Source organism: Alicycliphilus sp. T452 (genome assembly GCF_054512775.1).
In genome coordinates this window covers 1-17,238 of the sequence record NZ_JBTNEH010000028.1, presented here as the reverse complement: position 1 = coordinate 17,238, position 17,238 = coordinate 1, and the positions used below count along the sequence as shown (strand labels likewise).

At 60.9% G+C, this 17,238-nt stretch carries 15 protein-coding genes and 1 pseudogene; 9 read left to right on the top strand and 7 right to left on the bottom strand.

Annotation, left to right across the window (positions count from 1 at the left end; all coding sequences use genetic code 11):
* Positions 1-113 precede the first annotated feature (113 nt).
* A complete protein-coding gene (locus tag ACX12L_RS19565) occupies positions 114-812 on the top strand; it encodes a phosphatase PAP2 family protein (protein WP_459264108.1) in 699 nt (232 codons plus the stop codon).
* Positions 812-2,554, top strand: coding sequence for a phosphoethanolamine transferase (locus ACX12L_RS19560; protein ID WP_459264107.1), 1,743 nt, complete (start codon positions 812-814; stop codon positions 2,552-2,554). The genes ACX12L_RS19565 and ACX12L_RS19560 overlap by 1 nt, the downstream gene beginning before the upstream one ends.
* 63 nt (positions 2,555-2,617) lie before the next feature.
* Here ACX12L_RS19560 and ACX12L_RS19555 read toward each other — a convergent pair whose 3' ends face one another.
* Genes ACX12L_RS19555 through ACX12L_RS19545 form a run of 3 tightly spaced genes read right to left on the bottom strand, consistent with a single transcriptional unit; the run spans position 2,618 to position 4,485 of the window.
* Entirely contained in the window at positions 2,618-3,199 is a 582-nt protein-coding gene (locus ACX12L_RS19555; protein WP_459264106.1) for a peroxidase-related enzyme, read from the bottom strand.
* Between the two features lie 16 nt (positions 3,200-3,215).
* The gene (locus ACX12L_RS19550; RefSeq protein WP_459264105.1) at positions 3,216-3,869 is read right to left on the bottom strand and encodes a tRNA-uridine aminocarboxypropyltransferase; all 654 of its coding nucleotides are present in this window, start codon (positions 3,867-3,869) and stop codon (positions 3,216-3,218) included.
* Between the two features lie 10 nt (positions 3,870-3,879).
* Positions 3,880-4,485 (bottom strand): class I SAM-dependent methyltransferase, encoded by a 606-nt coding sequence (locus tag ACX12L_RS19545; protein WP_459264104.1) that lies wholly within the window; start codon positions 4,483-4,485, stop codon positions 3,880-3,882.
* Between the two features lie 168 nt (positions 4,486-4,653).
* Here ACX12L_RS19545 and ACX12L_RS19540 point away from each other — a divergent pair, with 168 nt between their 5' ends.
* Both ACX12L_RS19540 and ACX12L_RS19535 read left to right on the top strand, forming a co-directional pair.
* Positions 4,654-4,965, top strand: a complete 312-nt coding sequence (locus ACX12L_RS19540; RefSeq protein WP_459264138.1) for an HU family DNA-binding protein — start codon at positions 4,654-4,656, stop codon at positions 4,963-4,965.
* 104 nt (positions 4,966-5,069) lie between these two features.
* Entirely contained in the window at positions 5,070-5,525 is a 456-nt protein-coding gene (locus tag ACX12L_RS19535; RefSeq protein WP_459264103.1) for a helix-turn-helix domain-containing protein, read from the top strand.
* A 176-nt stretch (positions 5,526-5,701) separates the two neighbouring features.
* On the opposite strand, the pseudogene ACX12L_RS19530 reads toward ACX12L_RS19535, so the two are convergent.
* The 4 genes and pseudogenes from ACX12L_RS19530 to ACX12L_RS19515 all read right to left on the bottom strand — a co-directional run.
* Positions 5,702-8,437 (bottom strand): annotated as a pseudogene (locus ACX12L_RS19530) (type I restriction endonuclease subunit R); the annotation flags it as partial.
* Complete coding sequence (locus ACX12L_RS19525) at positions 8,434-9,474, bottom strand: hypothetical protein (RefSeq protein ID WP_459264102.1); 1,041 nt, start codon at positions 9,472-9,474, stop codon at positions 8,434-8,436. The gene ACX12L_RS19525 and the pseudogene ACX12L_RS19530, both read right to left, overlap by 4 nt.
* 56 nt (positions 9,475-9,530) lie before the next feature.
* Complete coding sequence (locus tag ACX12L_RS19520; RefSeq protein ID WP_459264101.1) at positions 9,531-10,805, bottom strand: restriction endonuclease subunit S; 1,275 nt, start codon at positions 10,803-10,805, stop codon at positions 9,531-9,533.
* On the bottom strand, positions 10,795-12,357 hold the full coding sequence (locus ACX12L_RS19515) for a class I SAM-dependent DNA methyltransferase (protein WP_459264100.1): 1,563 nt from the start codon (positions 12,355-12,357) through the stop codon (positions 10,795-10,797). Before ACX12L_RS19515 ends, ACX12L_RS19520 begins: the two co-directional genes overlap by 11 nt.
* 222 nt (positions 12,358-12,579) lie before the next feature.
* On the opposite strand from ACX12L_RS19515, the gene ACX12L_RS19510 reads away from it, so the two are divergent.
* The 5 genes from ACX12L_RS19510 (at position 12,580) to ACX12L_RS19490 (ending at position 17,176) form a co-directional block, all read left to right on the top strand.
* The gene (locus ACX12L_RS19510) at positions 12,580-13,266 is read left to right on the top strand and encodes a hypothetical protein (protein ID WP_459264099.1); all 687 of its coding nucleotides are present in this window, start codon (positions 12,580-12,582) and stop codon (positions 13,264-13,266) included.
* 74 nt (positions 13,267-13,340) lie between these two features.
* Positions 13,341-13,916 carry a hypothetical protein gene (locus ACX12L_RS19505; RefSeq protein WP_041838841.1) on the top strand — a complete coding sequence of 192 codons (576 nt, stop codon included), beginning with the start codon at positions 13,341-13,343 and terminating at the stop codon, positions 13,914-13,916.
* On the top strand, positions 13,913-15,220 hold the full coding sequence (locus tag ACX12L_RS19500) for a Mu transposase C-terminal domain-containing protein (protein ID WP_168727873.1): 1,308 nt from the start codon (positions 13,913-13,915) through the stop codon (positions 15,218-15,220). The genes ACX12L_RS19505 and ACX12L_RS19500 overlap by 4 nt, the downstream gene beginning before the upstream one ends.
* Entirely contained in the window at positions 15,204-16,202 is a 999-nt protein-coding gene (locus ACX12L_RS19495; RefSeq protein ID WP_459264098.1) for a TniB family NTP-binding protein, read from the top strand. The genes ACX12L_RS19500 and ACX12L_RS19495 overlap by 17 nt, the downstream gene beginning before the upstream one ends.
* Positions 16,199-17,176 carry a TniQ family protein gene (locus ACX12L_RS19490; protein ID WP_459264097.1) on the top strand — a complete coding sequence of 326 codons (978 nt, stop codon included), beginning with the start codon at positions 16,199-16,201 and terminating at the stop codon, positions 17,174-17,176. The genes ACX12L_RS19495 and ACX12L_RS19490 overlap by 4 nt, the downstream gene beginning before the upstream one ends.
* The last annotated feature ends 62 nt before the right edge of the window (positions 17,177-17,238 follow it).

Sequence of the window (17,238 nt, the reverse complement as noted above, 5' to 3'; positions counted from 1 at the left end):
ACGCGAAAGTGTAGGTCCTGCGGGTCCGCGCAGTCGTTCATGAAGCGTTCAGGCCGGGGGGCTAACCTGCGCACCCGTTTTCGCAATCTCCGTGGCTCGCACGCCTTCCTTCCATGCTTTTCCGGACCCGGCGCCGTCTGTGGATACTGACGCTGCTTCTGTTTTCCTTGCTTGTCCTGTGGGATGCCGCGGGGCTCGATTTGCCGCTGGCGCGCCTGTCCGGCTCGGCCCAGGGCTTTGCCTGGCGCAACCAGCACACCTTCATGCTGCTGATGCATGAGCTGCCGCGCTACGCCAGCGGCGTGCTGCTCGCGATGCTGGCGCTTGGCGTGTTCAGGCCCTGGGGCTTCCTGCGCCGCATGACGGTGGCGCAGCGCTGGCAGCTGGTGCTGTCCGTCGTGGCGGGGTTGCTGGCGGTTTCCGCGCTCAAGCGCCTGAGCGCCACCAGCTGCCCCTGGGACCTGGCCGAGTTCGGCGGCGTGGCGCAGTACGCTTCGCACTGGGCGTGGGGCATGCGCGACCAGGGGCCGGGGCACTGCTTTCCCGCGGGCCACGCATCGTCGGCGTTTGCCTATGTGGCGGGCTGGTTCGTGCTGCGCCGCGCAGCGCCCGGCGTGGCGGGGGCGTGGCTGGCGGCGGCGCTGCTGCTCGGCACGGTGCTGGGCGTGGCGCAGCAGATGCGCGGGGCGCACTACATGAGCCATACGCTGTGGACGGCCTGGGTCTGCTGGGCCGTGGGCCTGGCCGTGGACATGCTGGCGCACGCGCGGCACCGCATCCTGGCCGTGGACACGAAGCTGAGCGAAGCATGATGAGCGAGACACTCGGTTCACTGCCTCCTGCCGCCCCCCGGGGCCCCCTGGGGCCCTTGCGCCGCATCCTGCGGCAGGCGGACGAGCGGCTTTCCACGCCCTTGTCCGCCCAGCAGGTGGTGCTGCGCCTGTCGGTCTACCTGGTGCTTGCGGCCAACTGGCCGCTGTGGCTGCAGCTCGCGCGCATCGGCGGGGCGCCCAGCCTGTACATGCGCTCGGCGGTGGCGCTGGCGGTGCTGATCGCCTGCGGCATGGTGGCCGTCTTCGCGTTCCTTGCCTGGACGCGCGGCATGAAGCTGCTGTGGTGGCTGGTGGTGCTGGTGGCCGCGCTGTCGCAGTACTACATGCTCACCTACAGCGTGGTCATGGACCCCGGCATGGCCGCCAACGTGCTGCAGACCGATGCGCGCGAGGTGGCCGATCTGTTGGGCCCGCGCATGCTGCTGGCCGTGCTGGCCGTGCTGGCGCTCCCCACGTGGTGGCTGCTGCGCGTGCGCATCCCCGCCATGCGGCCGCTGCGCCAGGCGTGGCGCAATCTGGCCATGCTGGCGCTGGCGCTGGGCGTGGCCGCGGGCACGGTGGCCGCCACTTCGCGCGACCTGGCGCCGCTCATGCGCAACCATCCGCAGCTGCGCTATCTGATGAACCCGCTGGCGAGCCTGTACTCGACCACCGTGTCCGCCATGCGGCCGGTGTTTGCGCGCGGCCGTACGCTGGTGCCCATGACGCAGGGGGCCGCGCTGGGCGATTCCTATGCCGCGGCAGCCAGGCCCTTGCTTTTCGTTCTGGTGGTGGGCGAGACGGCGCGGGCCGACCATTTCGGCATCAACGGCTATGGCCGCGACACCACGCCCGAGCTGGCCCGGCGGGGCGTGATGAGCTGGCGCGAGGTGCGTTCGTGCGGCACGAGCACGCTGGCCTCGCTGCCGTGCATGTTCTCGTCGCTGGGCAAGAGCGGGTTTGAATCCCGCGACACCGAGTATGAAAACCTGCTCGACGTGGCGCAGGCCGCGGGCCTGGCCGTGCTGTGGCTCGACAACCAGTCCGGCTGCAAGGGTGTGTGCGACCGGGTCCCGCACGCCACGGCCTCGGAGGGGCTGGACGAACGGGCGCGCGCGGGCCTGTGCGACGGCGGCGAATGCCGCGACGAGGCCATGCTGCACGGCCTGGATGCCCGGCTGGCCGCCATGCCCGCGGCGCAGCGCGAGCGCGGCGTGCTGCTGGTGCTGCACCAGATGGGCAGCCACGGGCCTGCGTACTACAAGCGCTCGGCCGGCGCGGCCAAGCGCTTCATGCCCGAATGCCGCACCGAGGTGCTGGCCGACTGCGCCCATGGCGAGCTGGTGAACGCCTACGACAATTCCATTGCCGCAACGGACATCTTCCTGGGCAAGACCATCGACTGGCTGCGCGGGAAGGGCGCCAGGTACGACACGGGCATGCTGTACCTGAGCGACCATGGCGAGTCGCTGGGCGAGTACGGCCTGTTCCTGCACGGCATGCCCTACGGCGTGGCGCCCGACGTGCAGAAGCACGTGCCCATGGTGGCGTGGCTGGACGACGCCTTGCTGCGCCGCGAGCAGCTGTCCGCCGCCTGCCTGCGCGCCGGTGCGGACGCCCGGCTCACGCACGACAACCTGTACCACACCATGCTGGGCCTGCTGGACGTGCGCTCGCCGTCGTACCGGCGCCCGCTCGACGCCTTCGACGGCTGCCGCGGCGCGGCGCTGGCTTCCAAGTAAAAACCGCTGTAACGCTTTGCTGGAAAGCGCTAGCAGCTATTTATTCGATAGTATCCGATCGGCTCAGGCCTTCTTCTCGCGCGGCATCCGGCCCATCAGGTAGAACTCGGGATTGGGCTGCATGCCGGCAAAGTTGGCCATGCGGTTGGACAGGCCGAAGAAGGCCGTGATGGCGGCGATGTCCCAGATGTCCTCGTCGTCGAAGCCATGGGGGTAGAGTGCCTCGAAGTCGGCATCCTCGATCTCGTGCGCGCGCTGGCTGACCTTCATGGCAAAGTCCAGCATGGCGCGCTGGCGCGGGCTGATGGCGGCCTTGCGGTGGTTCACGGCCACCTGGTCGGCCACCAGAGGGTTCTTTTCGTAGATGCGCAGGATGGCGCCATGAGCCACCACGCAGTACAGGCACTGGTTGGCGGCGCTCGTGGCGGTGACGATCATTTCGCGCTCGCCCTTGGTCAGGCTGCCGTCCTCCTTGAGCATGAGCGCGTCGTGGTAGGCGAAGAAGGCGCGCCACTCGGCCGGCCGGCGCGCGAAGGCCAGGAACACGTTGGGGATGAAGCCTGCCTTGTCCTGCACCTCCAGGATGCGCGCGCGGATGTCTTCGGGCAGGGCGTTCAGGTCGGGGAAGGGATAGCGCTGGGCCACAGGGGTCTCCTCGGATTCATGGATCGGGCGGGTCGAGCATAGCCGAGCGCGTGGCGGGCCAGTGCACCCGCTGTTGGGCGATGAAGGCCTCCATGGCGGCGCCCAGCGCGGCGATGTCCTCCAATTGCAGCAGCGCCTGCTGTGCGGCCTCCAGCGTGGACCGCTGGTGCGGCGCATGCGCCTTGCGGATGGCGTAGCGCGAGAGGGGCGGCGCATGCAGCGCCATGCGCGGCAGGGCCTGCAGCAGGGGATTGCTCCACAGCATCCTGCGGCTTTTGCGCCAGGTGCCGTCCAGCAGCACCAGCCGCAGCCGATCAGGCTCGCCCAGCCAATGCGCCGGCAGCGGCGGCGGCGCCTGCATGGGGTGCTGAGGGTCGGGAGGCGAGGGCGGGTACAGCAGCACGGCGCGGCGGGGCGCCAGGCGGTCCGCATCGCTCCACGGCGCCGCCAGCGCATCGGGGCCGAACGTCTCCCCCACGATCACGCGGCTGTGCTGCAGGCACAGGTGCAGCAGGCGCGCCGTGCCCTTGGCCTGGTGCAGTTCCAGCGGATGCATGAGGATCAGCACCTGTACCCGGTGCGCCACGGGCCGCACGGCGGCGCACAGGCAGGCCGCGCCGGGGCGCAGGCAGCGTGCGCAGGTGCTGCGGCGGGAAGAGGGCGCCGTCATGGGCCTGCCGCTACTGGCCCGGCGACTCCAGCGCGAACAGCGGCACCTGCGCCTGCCGGCTCAGCCACAGGCCGCCGCCCATGTCGATGAAATGCGGCTCCAGGCCCCGGCGGTACAGCGCCGCGCGGTGGCGGTACAGGCGCGGGTCGGTCAGGTCCTCGTCGATGATGTCGCGCTCGTAGTCCTCGCGCGCCACCGCCTCCAGGTACAGCGCGCCGCGGCACAGCCGGCCCAGGTTGTCGAGCGCGCGCCGCAGGTCCTGCGTGCCCAGGTAGGGCAGCACGCCCTGGCAGATCACGAAGTCGAAGGGCTCGCCGGCCTGGTAGTCCACCACCGAGCCGCGCTCCCAGTCAAAGCGCTCGCACAGGTAGGCGCTGTACTCCACGCCGTGATAGCGGGCACCCGGCAGATGCCGCGCCACCATGTCCCGCCACAGGCCGATGCCGCAGCCCATGTCCAGGACCCGCGCCACGGGCACCCGCAGGTAGTGCAGGTAGCTGCAGACGAAGGCCCCCAGCCGCTCGGCATGGGCAGGGTCCACCACGCTGGTTTTCTTGTCGAAGTAGTAGCGCTGGTAATACGCCTCGTCAAACCACAGCTCGCTCGCCGATTGCACGCATGCTCCTGAGAAAACGGCGCCGGGATGGCGCCACGGGCGAGAAGTATGGCGCAGGCAAACCGGCCGCCGCGCCATCGAAGCGTGCGCCCAGTGACTTTGCGGCGTCTCCGGGGGCGCATCGGATATAAACGGGACACCATCACCTCTCTCATGGACACCACCCACATGAACCGCGCCGAACTCGTTGAAATCCTGGCCACCAAGAACGCCCTGTCCAAGACGGCCGCCAACGCCGTGCTCGACACGCTGATCGAAACCATCCAGACCGCCGTGAAGAAGGGCAACGCGGTGCAACTGGTCGGCTTCGGCACCTTCAAATCTGCCAAGCGTGCTGCGCGCACCGGCAAGAACCCCGCCACAGGCGCGGCGCTGAAGATCCCTGCCTCCACGGTGCCCAAGTTCGTGCCCGGCGCGAAGTTCAAGGCCGTGGTGGATCCCAAGGCCGCCAAGCGCAAGGCCGAGAAGGCTGGCAAGTAAGCCGCCAATCCTTCTCGCACAGCCGTCCCGATGGCGCTGGCCTTGGACGGCTTTTTTGTGAGAGCCTGCTACGCTCCGTACCATCCATAGCTCAGGTTGAAACGATGACAGCTTTCTCCGATGCATTCAGGGCCGAGGTCCTGCGCATGGCGCGCAAGGAGATCAAGGGCGAACTGGGGAATTTACGCAAGACCGTCACGACGCAGCGCTCCGAGATCGCGGCGCTCAAGCGGGACGTGAAGGCCTTGGTGACGCAGATGAAGGCGCTGCATAAAGCCGCAGCCCGCAAGGCCGAGGCCGCTGAAATGCAGGCACAGCAGGACCCGGAAGTCCCGGCGCGACGCAAGCGCCAGTTTCAATTCAAGGCAGAGGCGCTGGCGGCCCGGCGCGAAGAGCTAGGCATCTCGCAGCAGGCCATGGCGGCGCTGCTGGAGGCTTCGGCCCTTTCTATCTCCCGCTGGGAAAGCGGAAAGGTGATGCCGCGTGCGGCGCAGCTCGAACGCATCCAGCAGGTGCTGAAGATGAGCAAGCGAGAGGCGTTGGCCAAGCTGCAAATATGAGCTGCGCAACTTAAGCCATGGAAGGTGCGTCGAAGAAACCAGTTTCTTTCCGTCGCATCTTTTGCTAGATACGATGTATATTATGTTTAATCACAAAGGCGACCGGTAACGCTGCAAAATTGATAGCTGTCGGCCCAACTGAATCTTGGTAACCAACATCAAAATTTTGGTAACCACAGGTTCTTCACCTGGGCCAGGAACTCGTCGTCCAGCAGGCCGATGTTGGGCTTGTCCAGGCCCACGGCGTCGAAGATGTCCACCACCGATTCGCTGACCACCGCCTGGCCGATGATTTGGCGGATGGCGGCTTCGCGCTGCTCGTCGGTTTTTTTCTGGGCGGTGATGTCGCGCTTGGTCAGGATGACCTTGACCGCCTGCATGAAGGCCACTTCTTCCCGCAGGGCTTTGGCTTCATCCAGCGTGCAGCACAGGCTGAACGCCTTGCTCATCGCCAGGGCGGCGTCGGCAAAGCGCTTTTTGCCGTCGCGCACGGGTTTGCCATTCTTGTCTTTGGACTCGGATGGCAGGCCCAGCACATGGTTGGCGGCACCGGCCAGGGTTTTGTGGCCTCCGGTCTTGAAGTCGCTGTAATCAAAGCCGTGCAGCATGGTGCGCAGCACGTCGAGCTTTTCCAGCAGGAGTGACAGGGCCTCATGGGCGTCCACCGTGGGCTTACCCCTGCCCTTGCTGGCGGTGTACTCCTTCATCGCGGCCTTCAGCTCGTTGCCGATGCCGATGTAGTCCACCACCAGCCCGCCCTGCTTGTCCTTGAACACCCGGTTGACGCGGGCAATGGCCTGCATCAGGTTGTGGCCCCTCATGGGCTTGTCGATGTACATGGTGTGTACACATGGGGCGTCGAAGCCGGTGAGCCACATATCGCGCACGATGACGAGCTTGAGCGGGTCGGCCGGGTCTTTGAATCGCTTTTCCAGGCGCTTCTTGACTTGGCTGCTGTAAATATGGGGGCGCAGCAGGGCCTTGTCGCTGGCACTGCCGGTCATGATGATTTTGATGGCGCCCTGCTCCGGGTCATCGCTGTGCCAGTCCGGCCGCAGCTTGATGATTTCGTTGTACAGGTGGACGCAAATCTCGCGGCTCATAGTCACGGCCATGGCTTTGCCGTCCTGGGCTTTGTTTCGCTCCTCGAAGTGCGCCACCATGTCGGCGGCGATGCTCTGAATGCGTGGCTCGGCCCCCACCACCTGTTCCAGGGCGGCCCACCGGCTTTTGAGTTTGCTCTGGACGCTTTCTTCCTCGTCCTCGGCCAGTTCGTCAACCTCGTCGTCTATCAGGGGCAGTTCGGCGTCTTTGAGCTTGAGCTTGGCCAGCCGGCTTTCATAGTAGATGGCCACGGTGGCGCCATCCTCCTTGGCCTGCTGCATGTCATACACATGGATGTAGTCGCCGAACACGGCCCGGGTGTCGCGGTCGGTGCTGCTGACTGGGGTGCCGGTGAAGGCCACAAAAGTGGCGTTGGGCAAAGCATCGCGCAGGTGCTGGGCGTAGCCCACTTGGTAGGTGGTTTTGTATTCAGGGGGCGCGAACTCGACGGTGGCGGCCTGTGTGGTGGAGTCGCCATCAGCAGTGGTGACCGCGCCGTGGCTCGCGCCCGAACCGACAACGCCCTTGCCACCCACCTTACGGGTCTTGAGCTTGGCCTCAAAGCCGTACTGGGTGCGGTGGGCTTCGTCGGCCACCACCACGATGTTGTGCCGGTCGCTCAGCACTGGGAACATGTCTTCGTCTTCGCCCGGCATGAACTTCTGGATGGTGGCGAACACGATGCCGCCCGATGGCCGGTTGCCCAGCAGTTGCCGCAACTCCTGCCGGGTGGTGGCCTGCACTGGTTGCTCGCGTAGCAGGTCTTGCGCCAGGCTGAAGACGCCAAAGAGTTGGCCATCCAGGTCATTGCGGTCGGTGATGACCACGATGGTGGGGTTGGCCATTGCCGGTTCCTGCATCACGCGGGCGGCAAAGCAAGTCATGGTGATACTCTTGCCGCTGCCTTGGGTGTGCCACACCACCCCGCCCTTGCCGCGCAGGTTCGCCGCGCTGTCTGAGCGGGAGGCGGCCACCACATGGCCAATGGCCGCACGTACTGCGTGGTACTGGTGGTAGCCAGCCACTTTCTTGACCAGCCGGCCGTCGTCCTCGAACAGCACGAAGTAGCGCAGGTAGTCCAGCAGGGTGGCCGGGGCCAGCACGCCGCGTACCAGGGTTTGCAGTTCGTTGAACTCACCCAGCGGGTCTAGGTTCACGCCGTCGATGGTGCGCCATTGCAGGAAGCGCTCGGCATTGGCCGACAGACTGCCCAGCCGGGCGTCAGTACCGTCCGAGATGACCAGTACCTCGTTGTACTGGAACACGTCCGGGATTTGTTCCTTGTAGGTTTGAATCTGGTCGTAGGCCTTCCAGATGTCGGCGTTCTCATCAGCCGGGTTCTTCAACTCAATGAGGACTAGCGGCAGGCCGTTGACGAACAGGAGGATGTCGGGCCGGCGGGTGTGGTGCGGGCCTTTGATGGTGACCTGGTTGACGGCCCAGAAATCGTTACGGGACACATCGGCCCAATCCACCAGGCGCACGAAGTCGCCCACCGTTTCGCCGTCCTTCTGGTACTGCACCGGCACGCCGCCCACCAACAGTTTGTGAAAGGCGCGGTTCGCAGACAACAGGGCAGGAATGCCCAAATCCAGCACCCGCTGCAGGGCGTCTTCTCGGGCAGCCGTAGGAATGTTCGGGTTCAGCCGCTGGATGGCTTCGCGCAGGCGAAACGGCAGCACCACCTGGCGGTAGTGGGCCCGCTGCGGGTTGAGGCCGTCGTGGACGATGTCGTATCCGCTGTGCACCGCATAGCCCAACTCGGCCAGCCAGGCCAGGGTTTCTTGTTCGAGTTGGTCTTCGGTCATTTGCGTCTTCCCAAGTATTTGTGCGATGCGTTCGCAAAATCTCGTTCAAGGCTGTTGGCTCGTGACCAAAGAAAAAGATTGGGGATTGACCAAATCATAAAGATGCAAAACAGCCAAGTACCCAGTCGAACCCCATCTCCATTGGCATCAAGAAATGAGGCCAATGTTTGCTTGGACTTGACGTTCATGCTGACAACGAGAGAAATCAAGCAGAAAAAACACAACTCCAGAATTACTATGAAAGTAGAGTTTGAGTGCTCCCGCAGATGTGTGTAGCTCTCACGAATCTCTTTTGAACTTCCGTTGCTTCGCGCCTTGGTCAACCTTTGATAGAACTGATGGACTTCTCCTTCCGCCAACAGGACCTTGAACAGCGTAATGTACTGGGATATCCCTACCCAAATTGCCGGAAGTGAAAATGTCAACAAATTCAGTTGCCATTTACTCATTTCTGGCGTCAGGTCAACTATAAAGCTCAGCACAAGCACTGCGATAAATACCCAGACAAAAATGAATACCGCCATCTCAAGAAGGGAATGCGTGGTGATACCGCGGCCTACAGCTTGATTTCCTGGCGACTTCTTTCCAAAATAAAAGTGCAGGAAATAAAGAAGCGCGGGAACTAAAATTGCCGAAACAAAGGCGGGTGCCTTGACGAGGGTTTCGATGACACCAATGGCGCTGAAGCATAATATAACAACCCAAGCAAACCAAAAGTATCGAGATTGCGCATCCCAAAAAATTCTCACACCCCTACCAAAATGAATTACTGTAATTGGAGCGCTAACTAGATAGGAATACACAAGCCCTAACAGCCCAATGGTGACAAGAATGGCTATGGTGGGTGCATCCTTGCCGAGAAGCATTGCCGCTACAGTCTCGATTTGACCAGCGCCAGCAGTCAAAAAGGCTAGATGTGCCACGAAAGCAGAAACGCATATTGCACCAACAAGAAAACCAGAAAAATACCTTACCAGATATGATTCCCACCAGCGCGAGTTACCGCTCCCGCTTTGGTCACTTGATGTGTCGGCCATAGTTTCTCTAGATTTTTTATCAGTTTTTTTTATTGCTCAAACTCTACTTGTTCAACTTACAGCGAGACTTTGTCCAACTGAAGCTGACCTGAAATCAGCCGAGGAAGCAAGGTGTCGCGTAAGGTGGAGAGTGTTTGGGCATGCTGGGAGTAAAGCCGTTCGTAGATAGTTCGTGCAACACTCTCAAATGCTGAGAGGACGGCAATATCTGGAACTACAACCTTTTTTGTGGCTAGCAACAGCTTGTCGTCAAGGTTCGGAATTGATGTCCCGTTGATGTAGTTCCAGATTTCCCTGGTCTCTCGCATCTCTGCAAGCAGTCGGTCAATGTAAATGGCTCGGGCTGGGGAACCACATTCGAGCCGCTTTACAAAGTTTGAAAAAATAACAGGCATCCCATAGAGCAGCTCAAATCCGGCACCTGCCCAAAGTGGCCGACCGCAAGGCCCCGCGCCCGAGGATGCAATAAGCACTTCATTCTCGCCAAGTCGTCTTTTCTCCATCGCGGATGGCTTCACCCAGCGCACTGGGGCATTTTTGGCAAAGCCATCAACGCGGAGGTTTTCAAGGTCGACACCACGCAAGCTGATTGCTGGAGTTAAGTCCGAATCGTCACATTCATCATTTCCCCAAAGTCCACCAATCGTGACAGTACACATGTTCCCAAGTGTGTCTAGTCGCCACCCCTTCGGCACGACCCCCAACTCCGTCTCTTCAAACGAATCCGGAAACAGCGCCGCCGTGGCCTCGTCCATGCCTTCGGGGGCGCGGCCTTCCATCTTGGCGCGCACGGGGTCGAAATCGACAAACCAGGACTTGAACAGCGCCTGGGCGATGGCTTCGAGGGTGGTGTTGGTTTCGCGCAGGAGGGTGATGCGGTCGTCTAGGCTGCCCAATACGCTTACGATTGCATCTTGCACTTCCCGAGGTGGGCAAGGCACTTCTATGCGGTTCAAATTGCCCTGAGTTAACTTGGGCATCACGGCCCCTGTCAGATAGGAGGTTATATCTGAACCAAGAACAGCGTATTCCAGGTAGCGGGTGCTTGCCCGTTCATTGCCTACAACGATGTGGGCGTGATTGTTTACCCAAAATTTGCCACATGCTCTAAAAGCAATTGGCGTCTGCCGAGTCCGTAGATTTTCTCCATCCTCTGCGATTAGCAAATGCTCGCCATCAAAGAGGTAGCTATCAACGTAATCAACTATTCCAGACGCGCCATAGTACGGATAAGGGCCTGGCTTTCTATCTGCTTCCTTTACAGGCTTTCGCCTAGTATCGAGATTGACCGTGAGGTCGCCAAGTTTTACTAGCGGCCACTCAGAACTCATACCCCAGCCCCCCCAGCTTCTGCCGAATCAGCGTATCCAGCTCCGCGCCCTTGGCCATTTGCTCGCCCAGCTTCTCAGTCAGCTTGCGCATCTTGTCGTCAAAGGCTTCGTCATCGTCCTCCACCTCTTCCGCGCCCACGTAGCGGCCCGGGGTCAGCACATGGCCATGCTGCGCAATCTCGGCAAGCGGCACGCTGCGGCAAAAGCCGGGTTGGTCTTGGTAGTCGGTGACGGTGGCACCCTCTTCCACTTCACCACGCCAGGCGGCCACGGTTTCGGCAATGCGGGTGATGGCGGCATCGTCCAGCTCGGCCTGCACGCGTGAAATCATCTTGGCCTGCTTGCGGGCGTCGATGAACAGCACCTCGCCCTTGCGCTTCTTGGTCTTGGCCAGGAACCACAGGCAGGCGGGTATCTGGGTGTTGAAGAACAGTTGCCCCGGTAAGGCGACCATGACTTCCACCACGTCGGCATCAACCATTGCAGCGCGAATCACGCCTTCGTTGTTCTGGCTGGAACTCATCGAACCGTTAGCCAGCACGATACCCGCGCGCCCGGTGGGCTTGAGGTGGTGCAGCATGTGCTGCAACCAGGCGTAGTTGGCGTTGCCTTGCGGTGGGTCGCCGTACACCCAGCGCGGGTCGCCTTCCAGGCTGCCGTGCCACCAGTCGGAAATATTGAACGGCGGGTTGGCCAAAATGAAGTCGGCCCGCAGGTCGGCGTGCTGGTTGCGGGTAAAGGTATCGGCCGGTTCGCGGCCCAGGTTGAAGTCGATGCCGCGAATGGCCAGGTTCATGGCGGCCAAGCGCCAGGTGGTGGGGTTGCTCTCTTGACCGTAGATGCTCACGTCGCCCAGCTTGCCGCCGTGCGCTTCGATGAATTTTTCGGACTGCACGAACATGCCACCGGAGCCGCAGCACGGGTCGTACACCTTGCCCTGGTGCGGGGCCAGCACGGCGACCAGTGTTTTGACGATGCTGGCCGGGGTGTAGAACTGGCCGCCCTTCTTGCCCTCTGCGCTGGCGAACTGGCCCAGGAAGTACTCGTACACCTGACCCAGCACGTCGCGGGCCACAGCGGGGTTGTCTCCGAAGCCGATGGTGGAAACCAAGTCCACCAGCTCACCCAGCTTGCCATCTGGCAACTGGGCGCGAGCGTAGCGCTTGTCCAAGATGCCCTTGAGCTTGGGGTTCTCGGCCTCGATGATGGTCAGCGCGTTGTCGATGAACTTGCCAATCTCTACGTTCTTGGCCATGGAGCGGATGCTTTCCCAGCGTGCCCCTTCGGGCACCCAGAAGACGTTGGCGCTTTTGTAATAGTCCCGGTCTTCCAGCTCGGCGGCAATGTCTTCTGCGTCAGCCTCGCCGTAATAGAACTCGTCTTCGGGGTTTCTCAGGCGGGCTTCCACCTCCAGACGGCGCGCAACGAAGGTGTCACTGACGTACTTCAGGAAGATGAGGCCGAGCACCAAGTGCTTGTATTCAGCGGCGTCCATGTTGGCACGCAGCTTGTCGGCGGTGGCCCAGAGTGTTTTTTTAATGTCGTCGAGCATGGAGCAGCAGTGACCAGGGATGTAACAAAAATGCACCCCATTATGTCGGTATACCAAGGGATGGCCCCATCTGCGGCTGCCTGGGAAGCTGGTGCCTGACCCGTCCTCGGGCCTGTACTGGATGTTGAGTTGAACTTCACAAACAGAACGTAAGTATTTGATTTATAACGACTTTTTCTTTTTTCTGGTATCCTTCCTCATCTCAAAAACAAGAGATGAACGATGCCAAGAAAGCTCAAGAGCCCTACACGAACCATCTCTAACGCAGGCGAACATCCTCGCTTCATGGGGTTGATGACCTCGCCAAAGGCCCACCCTGCAAGGCGCAAGGTGGGCACGGCGCCACCGGGTAGCGGCGTGCTCGCCTTCGACTCTCTCAGTGCCTTGGCCTGTGCCACGTACCTTGAGTGGCGGCATGACGTGGTTCAGTTTGACTTCGAGCCGCAGAAGTTTGACTTTGCTGCAAACGGTGATTTACCGGGGGTGTCTTGCATTCCGGACTACGAGGTGACCCTCGACACCGGCGAGCTGGCCATCTTCGAAGCCAAATATTCACGCGAGCAGCTCCGTCCCGCCGAAGAAGCCAAGCTGCGTTTGCTAGAGGCCCACTTTGCCCATCGAGGGGTTTCGTACACCGTGGTGTACCGCCTCGACCTTGAAAAGTCGGGATTTCTGCAGACCGTGACCCTGCTGCGCCCATACGCACAGCTCGAGTTCGCTCCTGCCAATGCAGAGAAGGCCATGGGGCGCCTCTCCGCATTTCCTGAAGCAGACTTGAAAACCTGGCGCCAGCGTGCCGCTGCCGCGGGCGTGCCGGTCGCCCTGCTCTACCAATTGCTTTACCAGCAACGGCTGCCTTTGCTGTACCGGCCACTCCAGTTGACGGAGTTAGAACTGTGTCGAGACTGACGCCATTTTCCCTTCGGGTCGGCACGCGGCTGGAAATCGGGGGGTCGCGATTCTTGGTGTCCAAGTGCGAGCGGATGGCCTCTACCGTTGAACTGCAACTTGAAGGTTATGCAGGGCCCGCTTCGACTGTGAGCAGAAACGAGCTCGCGACCTTGGTGGCCAGCGAACAAGCTCGGATGTTGGACGACCTGGAAGAGCCGGAGCCTTTGGGGGTGCGTCGTCGACAGTGGACTGACATTTCGCACCTCTCCATCCCGCGAATGTTCGACTGGCACAGCAAGGTCTATTTACTGAAGGCGTTGTTACCGTTGGAGGGGCGCTCACCCAAATCAAAAGTTTTCAGGGAGACCCTCGCCCAGGCCAGCGCCGAATTGTCGGTTTGGCATGCCGAAATGGGGACTGGATACGCCCCTGACTGGTCGGCTTGGACGCTGTATCACGACATCTTGCGATGGCGCTATGCGGGTCACGACATGGCGGCCTTGCAGAAAAAAGGCGTTGAGTACAGCCCATGGTCCAAGAGTCGTGAGTTGTATGACCTTGCACGAGAAATTGCCGCCGAGGTACTAAATAAAGAACCTGCTGTTTCAGCGGCGGGGCTGCACCGGCAAGTCAACAAGGGGTTGGACAACCTGGAGATGCGGCCATGACCGAATCTTCTGTCTCCATGGAGTTCGTTCGTCAGCTCCTTAAGGCCCACGACAAGTTTGAACAGAAGAACCGCCTGCTTGGTCACCTGTTTGCGGTTCAAGACGTTCGTGCGATTGGGAAGCTGCACACATGGTATCCCGGCCAACGGACGGAATTTGATTTCACAAAGTACGGCGTATTTCTGTATCCCAACAGCAATTGGAATCAGCCGGAGCTGTACTTTGATGGGTTAGGTGTCGACCACACGTCCGGAGTAATTGGCAGTTTTGTCACGACAACCAGTCCGACGTCGCGCGATATTGTCCGGTTGTATAAGCGCTACGTCATGCCAAAAAGCACATGGCTGCCATCGAGTCTTTCAGACGTTGCGCAACTGTGGGATGTGTTTGGCCTTCCCCATTTGGTGGCCATGGACAACGGTGCAGAGTTCATCTCGAACGCTACGACCATCATGCTGTTGATGTCAGGCGTCGTGATTTTGCGTATTCCACCGCGGCGCGGGGACTTAAAAGGCACCGTGGAACGATGCATTAACACCGTGGAGTCTCGGTACATCCATCACATGCCGGGCTACATTCCCAAAGTCGCCGTGGGGCTCAACCCTAAATACAGCAAAGTCCGTGAAAGGGCCAAGAGCGCTGCACGCTTGACAGTACAGGAATACGAACACCAGTTGGCGCAGCACATTATTGAATACAACCACGAAAAACACCCGCACCTGAAGATTCCTCGCATTCATGTATATCGAAATGGTCTGGAAATGGCTCCGCCGCTCCTTTTGACTGGCCAGATTCAGCAACGACTGACCTTTGCCCTCACTTATGAGGTGAAATTAACGCGGGAAGGGGTGGAGGTGGAGACCCTGCGATTCAACAGTGAAGACCTTCACGCCGCATACCGAAGCTACAGCGGAACAGTGGTGGTCAAGTTAGACCCAGACGATGTTCGGTCGGTGCTGGTCATCGTGCCGCAATATGCCGAGCCGATTGAGGCATTTCTGACCACGTATTCACTGTCAGAACGGTCCGGTCTTGAACTGCTTCAGATGGCAATCAAGGCCAATAGCAACGCGAGTGCGGCGGCGCAAACCGGTAAGCCCGTCGCTGCTCCGATGCATTTTGGGTCGGTTCTGGCGGACCTGCAAGAAGCCACCGAGCTGCGGATTGCTGGAACCACAGCACGTAAAGAAATCCAGGCCGTGACCCAGGCCGCTGCCATGCCGCCAGCGGCCCGCCCGCCTGCCGCCCCATCGCTTTCGTTGGACGAACTCTTGAAGGGGTCAGAGCTTGACGACGAAGCCTGAATATTTACTCACGTTCCAGCGCGACCTGCTCGACAGCGTTTTGATGTCGTACGAAGAGCTGCTGCGCGGCCGGAACTCCCAAGGTCTGATTCTCATGGGCAGTTCAGGCGTTGGCAAAACCCATGGTCTGGATGTGTTGGCTTCCAACTTCCTTGATTGGGTGCAGCGCGAGCCGTGGGCTGCCACAGCCGGGATACAGCCAATAAGCCCTGTGTTGCGCTATGCGGCCGATGCCAAAGCGGATGCGAATTCTATGTTGACGCATCTGCTCGCGCGCTTGGGCAAAGTCGTGCTGAAAGAAAAACGGCCAGGGCTGGGCAAACTGGAAGCGGATTTCTTGCAGGCCATGCATGCCCGCCGTGTTCGGCTGTTAATTTTGGAAGAGTTCCACAACGCCATTTTGAAAGGCACCCCGCAGCTGCGCGGCCAAGCCGCACGCCTGCTAAAGAACATCTGGAACATGGCGCCCGAGGATTCCAGCCTGGGATGGTCGAAACCAGCTCCAGGCCGCGACGACTGGCGGGTCATCATCGTCGTGTCGGGCACCGAGGAGCTGTTGCCAGTTTTTGATAAAGATGCCGAGCTTAGCTCCCGCTTCAGCACCATCGTCCGTGCCCCACAACTCGGATTCACGCCTCCAGCGGCCTTCAAGGAGTTCAGGGGCGTGCTCAAGCAAATGGTTGCGCACGAGGAGTTGACTGGCTGGCTGGTCGCCAACGACAACGACTTGGCGGCCCGAATCATGTTGGCCTGCAACGGCCACTTGCGTCTGCTTGAAAAGTTACTCCAGCGAACAGCCACTTTATGGAACAAGGCCGGCAAAAACCGTGACCTTCCACCCCTGGCCTTGTTGGCCCAGGCTTTTCCGGCCATCAACAGCAGTGGCGCGACGAATCCATTTGAATTGGCGCCGGAGGAACTTCAGAACCGCGTGGCATCGGCCTTGCGTCAATCTAACAATCAACACAAGGACTGGTCATGACTGCAGGATTTTTGCCTGGGTGCTACAAAAACTTCCCGCAGGAGACGGGTGAGTCACTGCCAGGCTACTTGTTGCGACTGTCTCACGCGAACGGGTACGACGGCATTGCCGACCTCTTACGGGCATGCACTGGGGTACGAAAAGCAAGTGCAGCCCAAATGGTTCACGCCTTGCGGCTGTCAGAAAACGACCTCAAAACGATGTCCCGGGTGGCCGTGGGCGACGACCGCCACCTCGTGCACCACCTTGGTTTCGCCATCATCGACGGGGCCATCGGCTTGCACAACACACGAGTGGATGACGACGCCTGGCTGGCAGGTCGTGCCCAAGTTTGCCCTCGTTGTCTGGCGGCGCGAGGCGTCCTCTTGGAAGAATGGGATTTCGCCCTGGTGACGGTATGCACGGAGCACGGCAGTCTGCTGCTTGACGAGTGTCAAGAGTGCGGCGGCGCCATCACTTGGAATCGGTCCCACCCCAGCCATTGCGAGCATTGCGGCGCCGACTTCAGGCACGCCAACGCCAACGCCGCACAGAGCGCAGAGGTCGACGTCGCGGGCGACTTTGCTGCCGTGGCACCGTTTCGTTTTCTGGGACATGGCGCTGAAGGCCTGACGCAGCAATGGGACGCAGGATTTCGGATATTCAAAGGACTGGCACTGAATCGCCGACACTGGGCTGCGGTCGAAGTCCCACCAAAGTACTTGCGGGACATGAGTTTGTCCGAGCGCCACCGAGTCACACAACTGCTGGCCCAGGTTCGTCACGACGGCAGTTACCACCTGCCTGCACTTGCTGGGCACACCGAAACCATCCTTGAGCCGTTGCGTTCCATCCCCAAACCAACCGCCATCCGAAAACACGCGATGCGCATATGGCAGGGTGAATTGGGTATTCCGCGGCCGTTGGCCGTGTCACCGACCGCCGTAATGGAGCCACCGATGTTCGGCGTAATGGAGCCAGCAACAGGTGGGTAAAACGACGCCCCGAGGGGGTTAAGACTGGGTCGATTTTGCAGCCTTTTGCGGGCTGGCTTTGA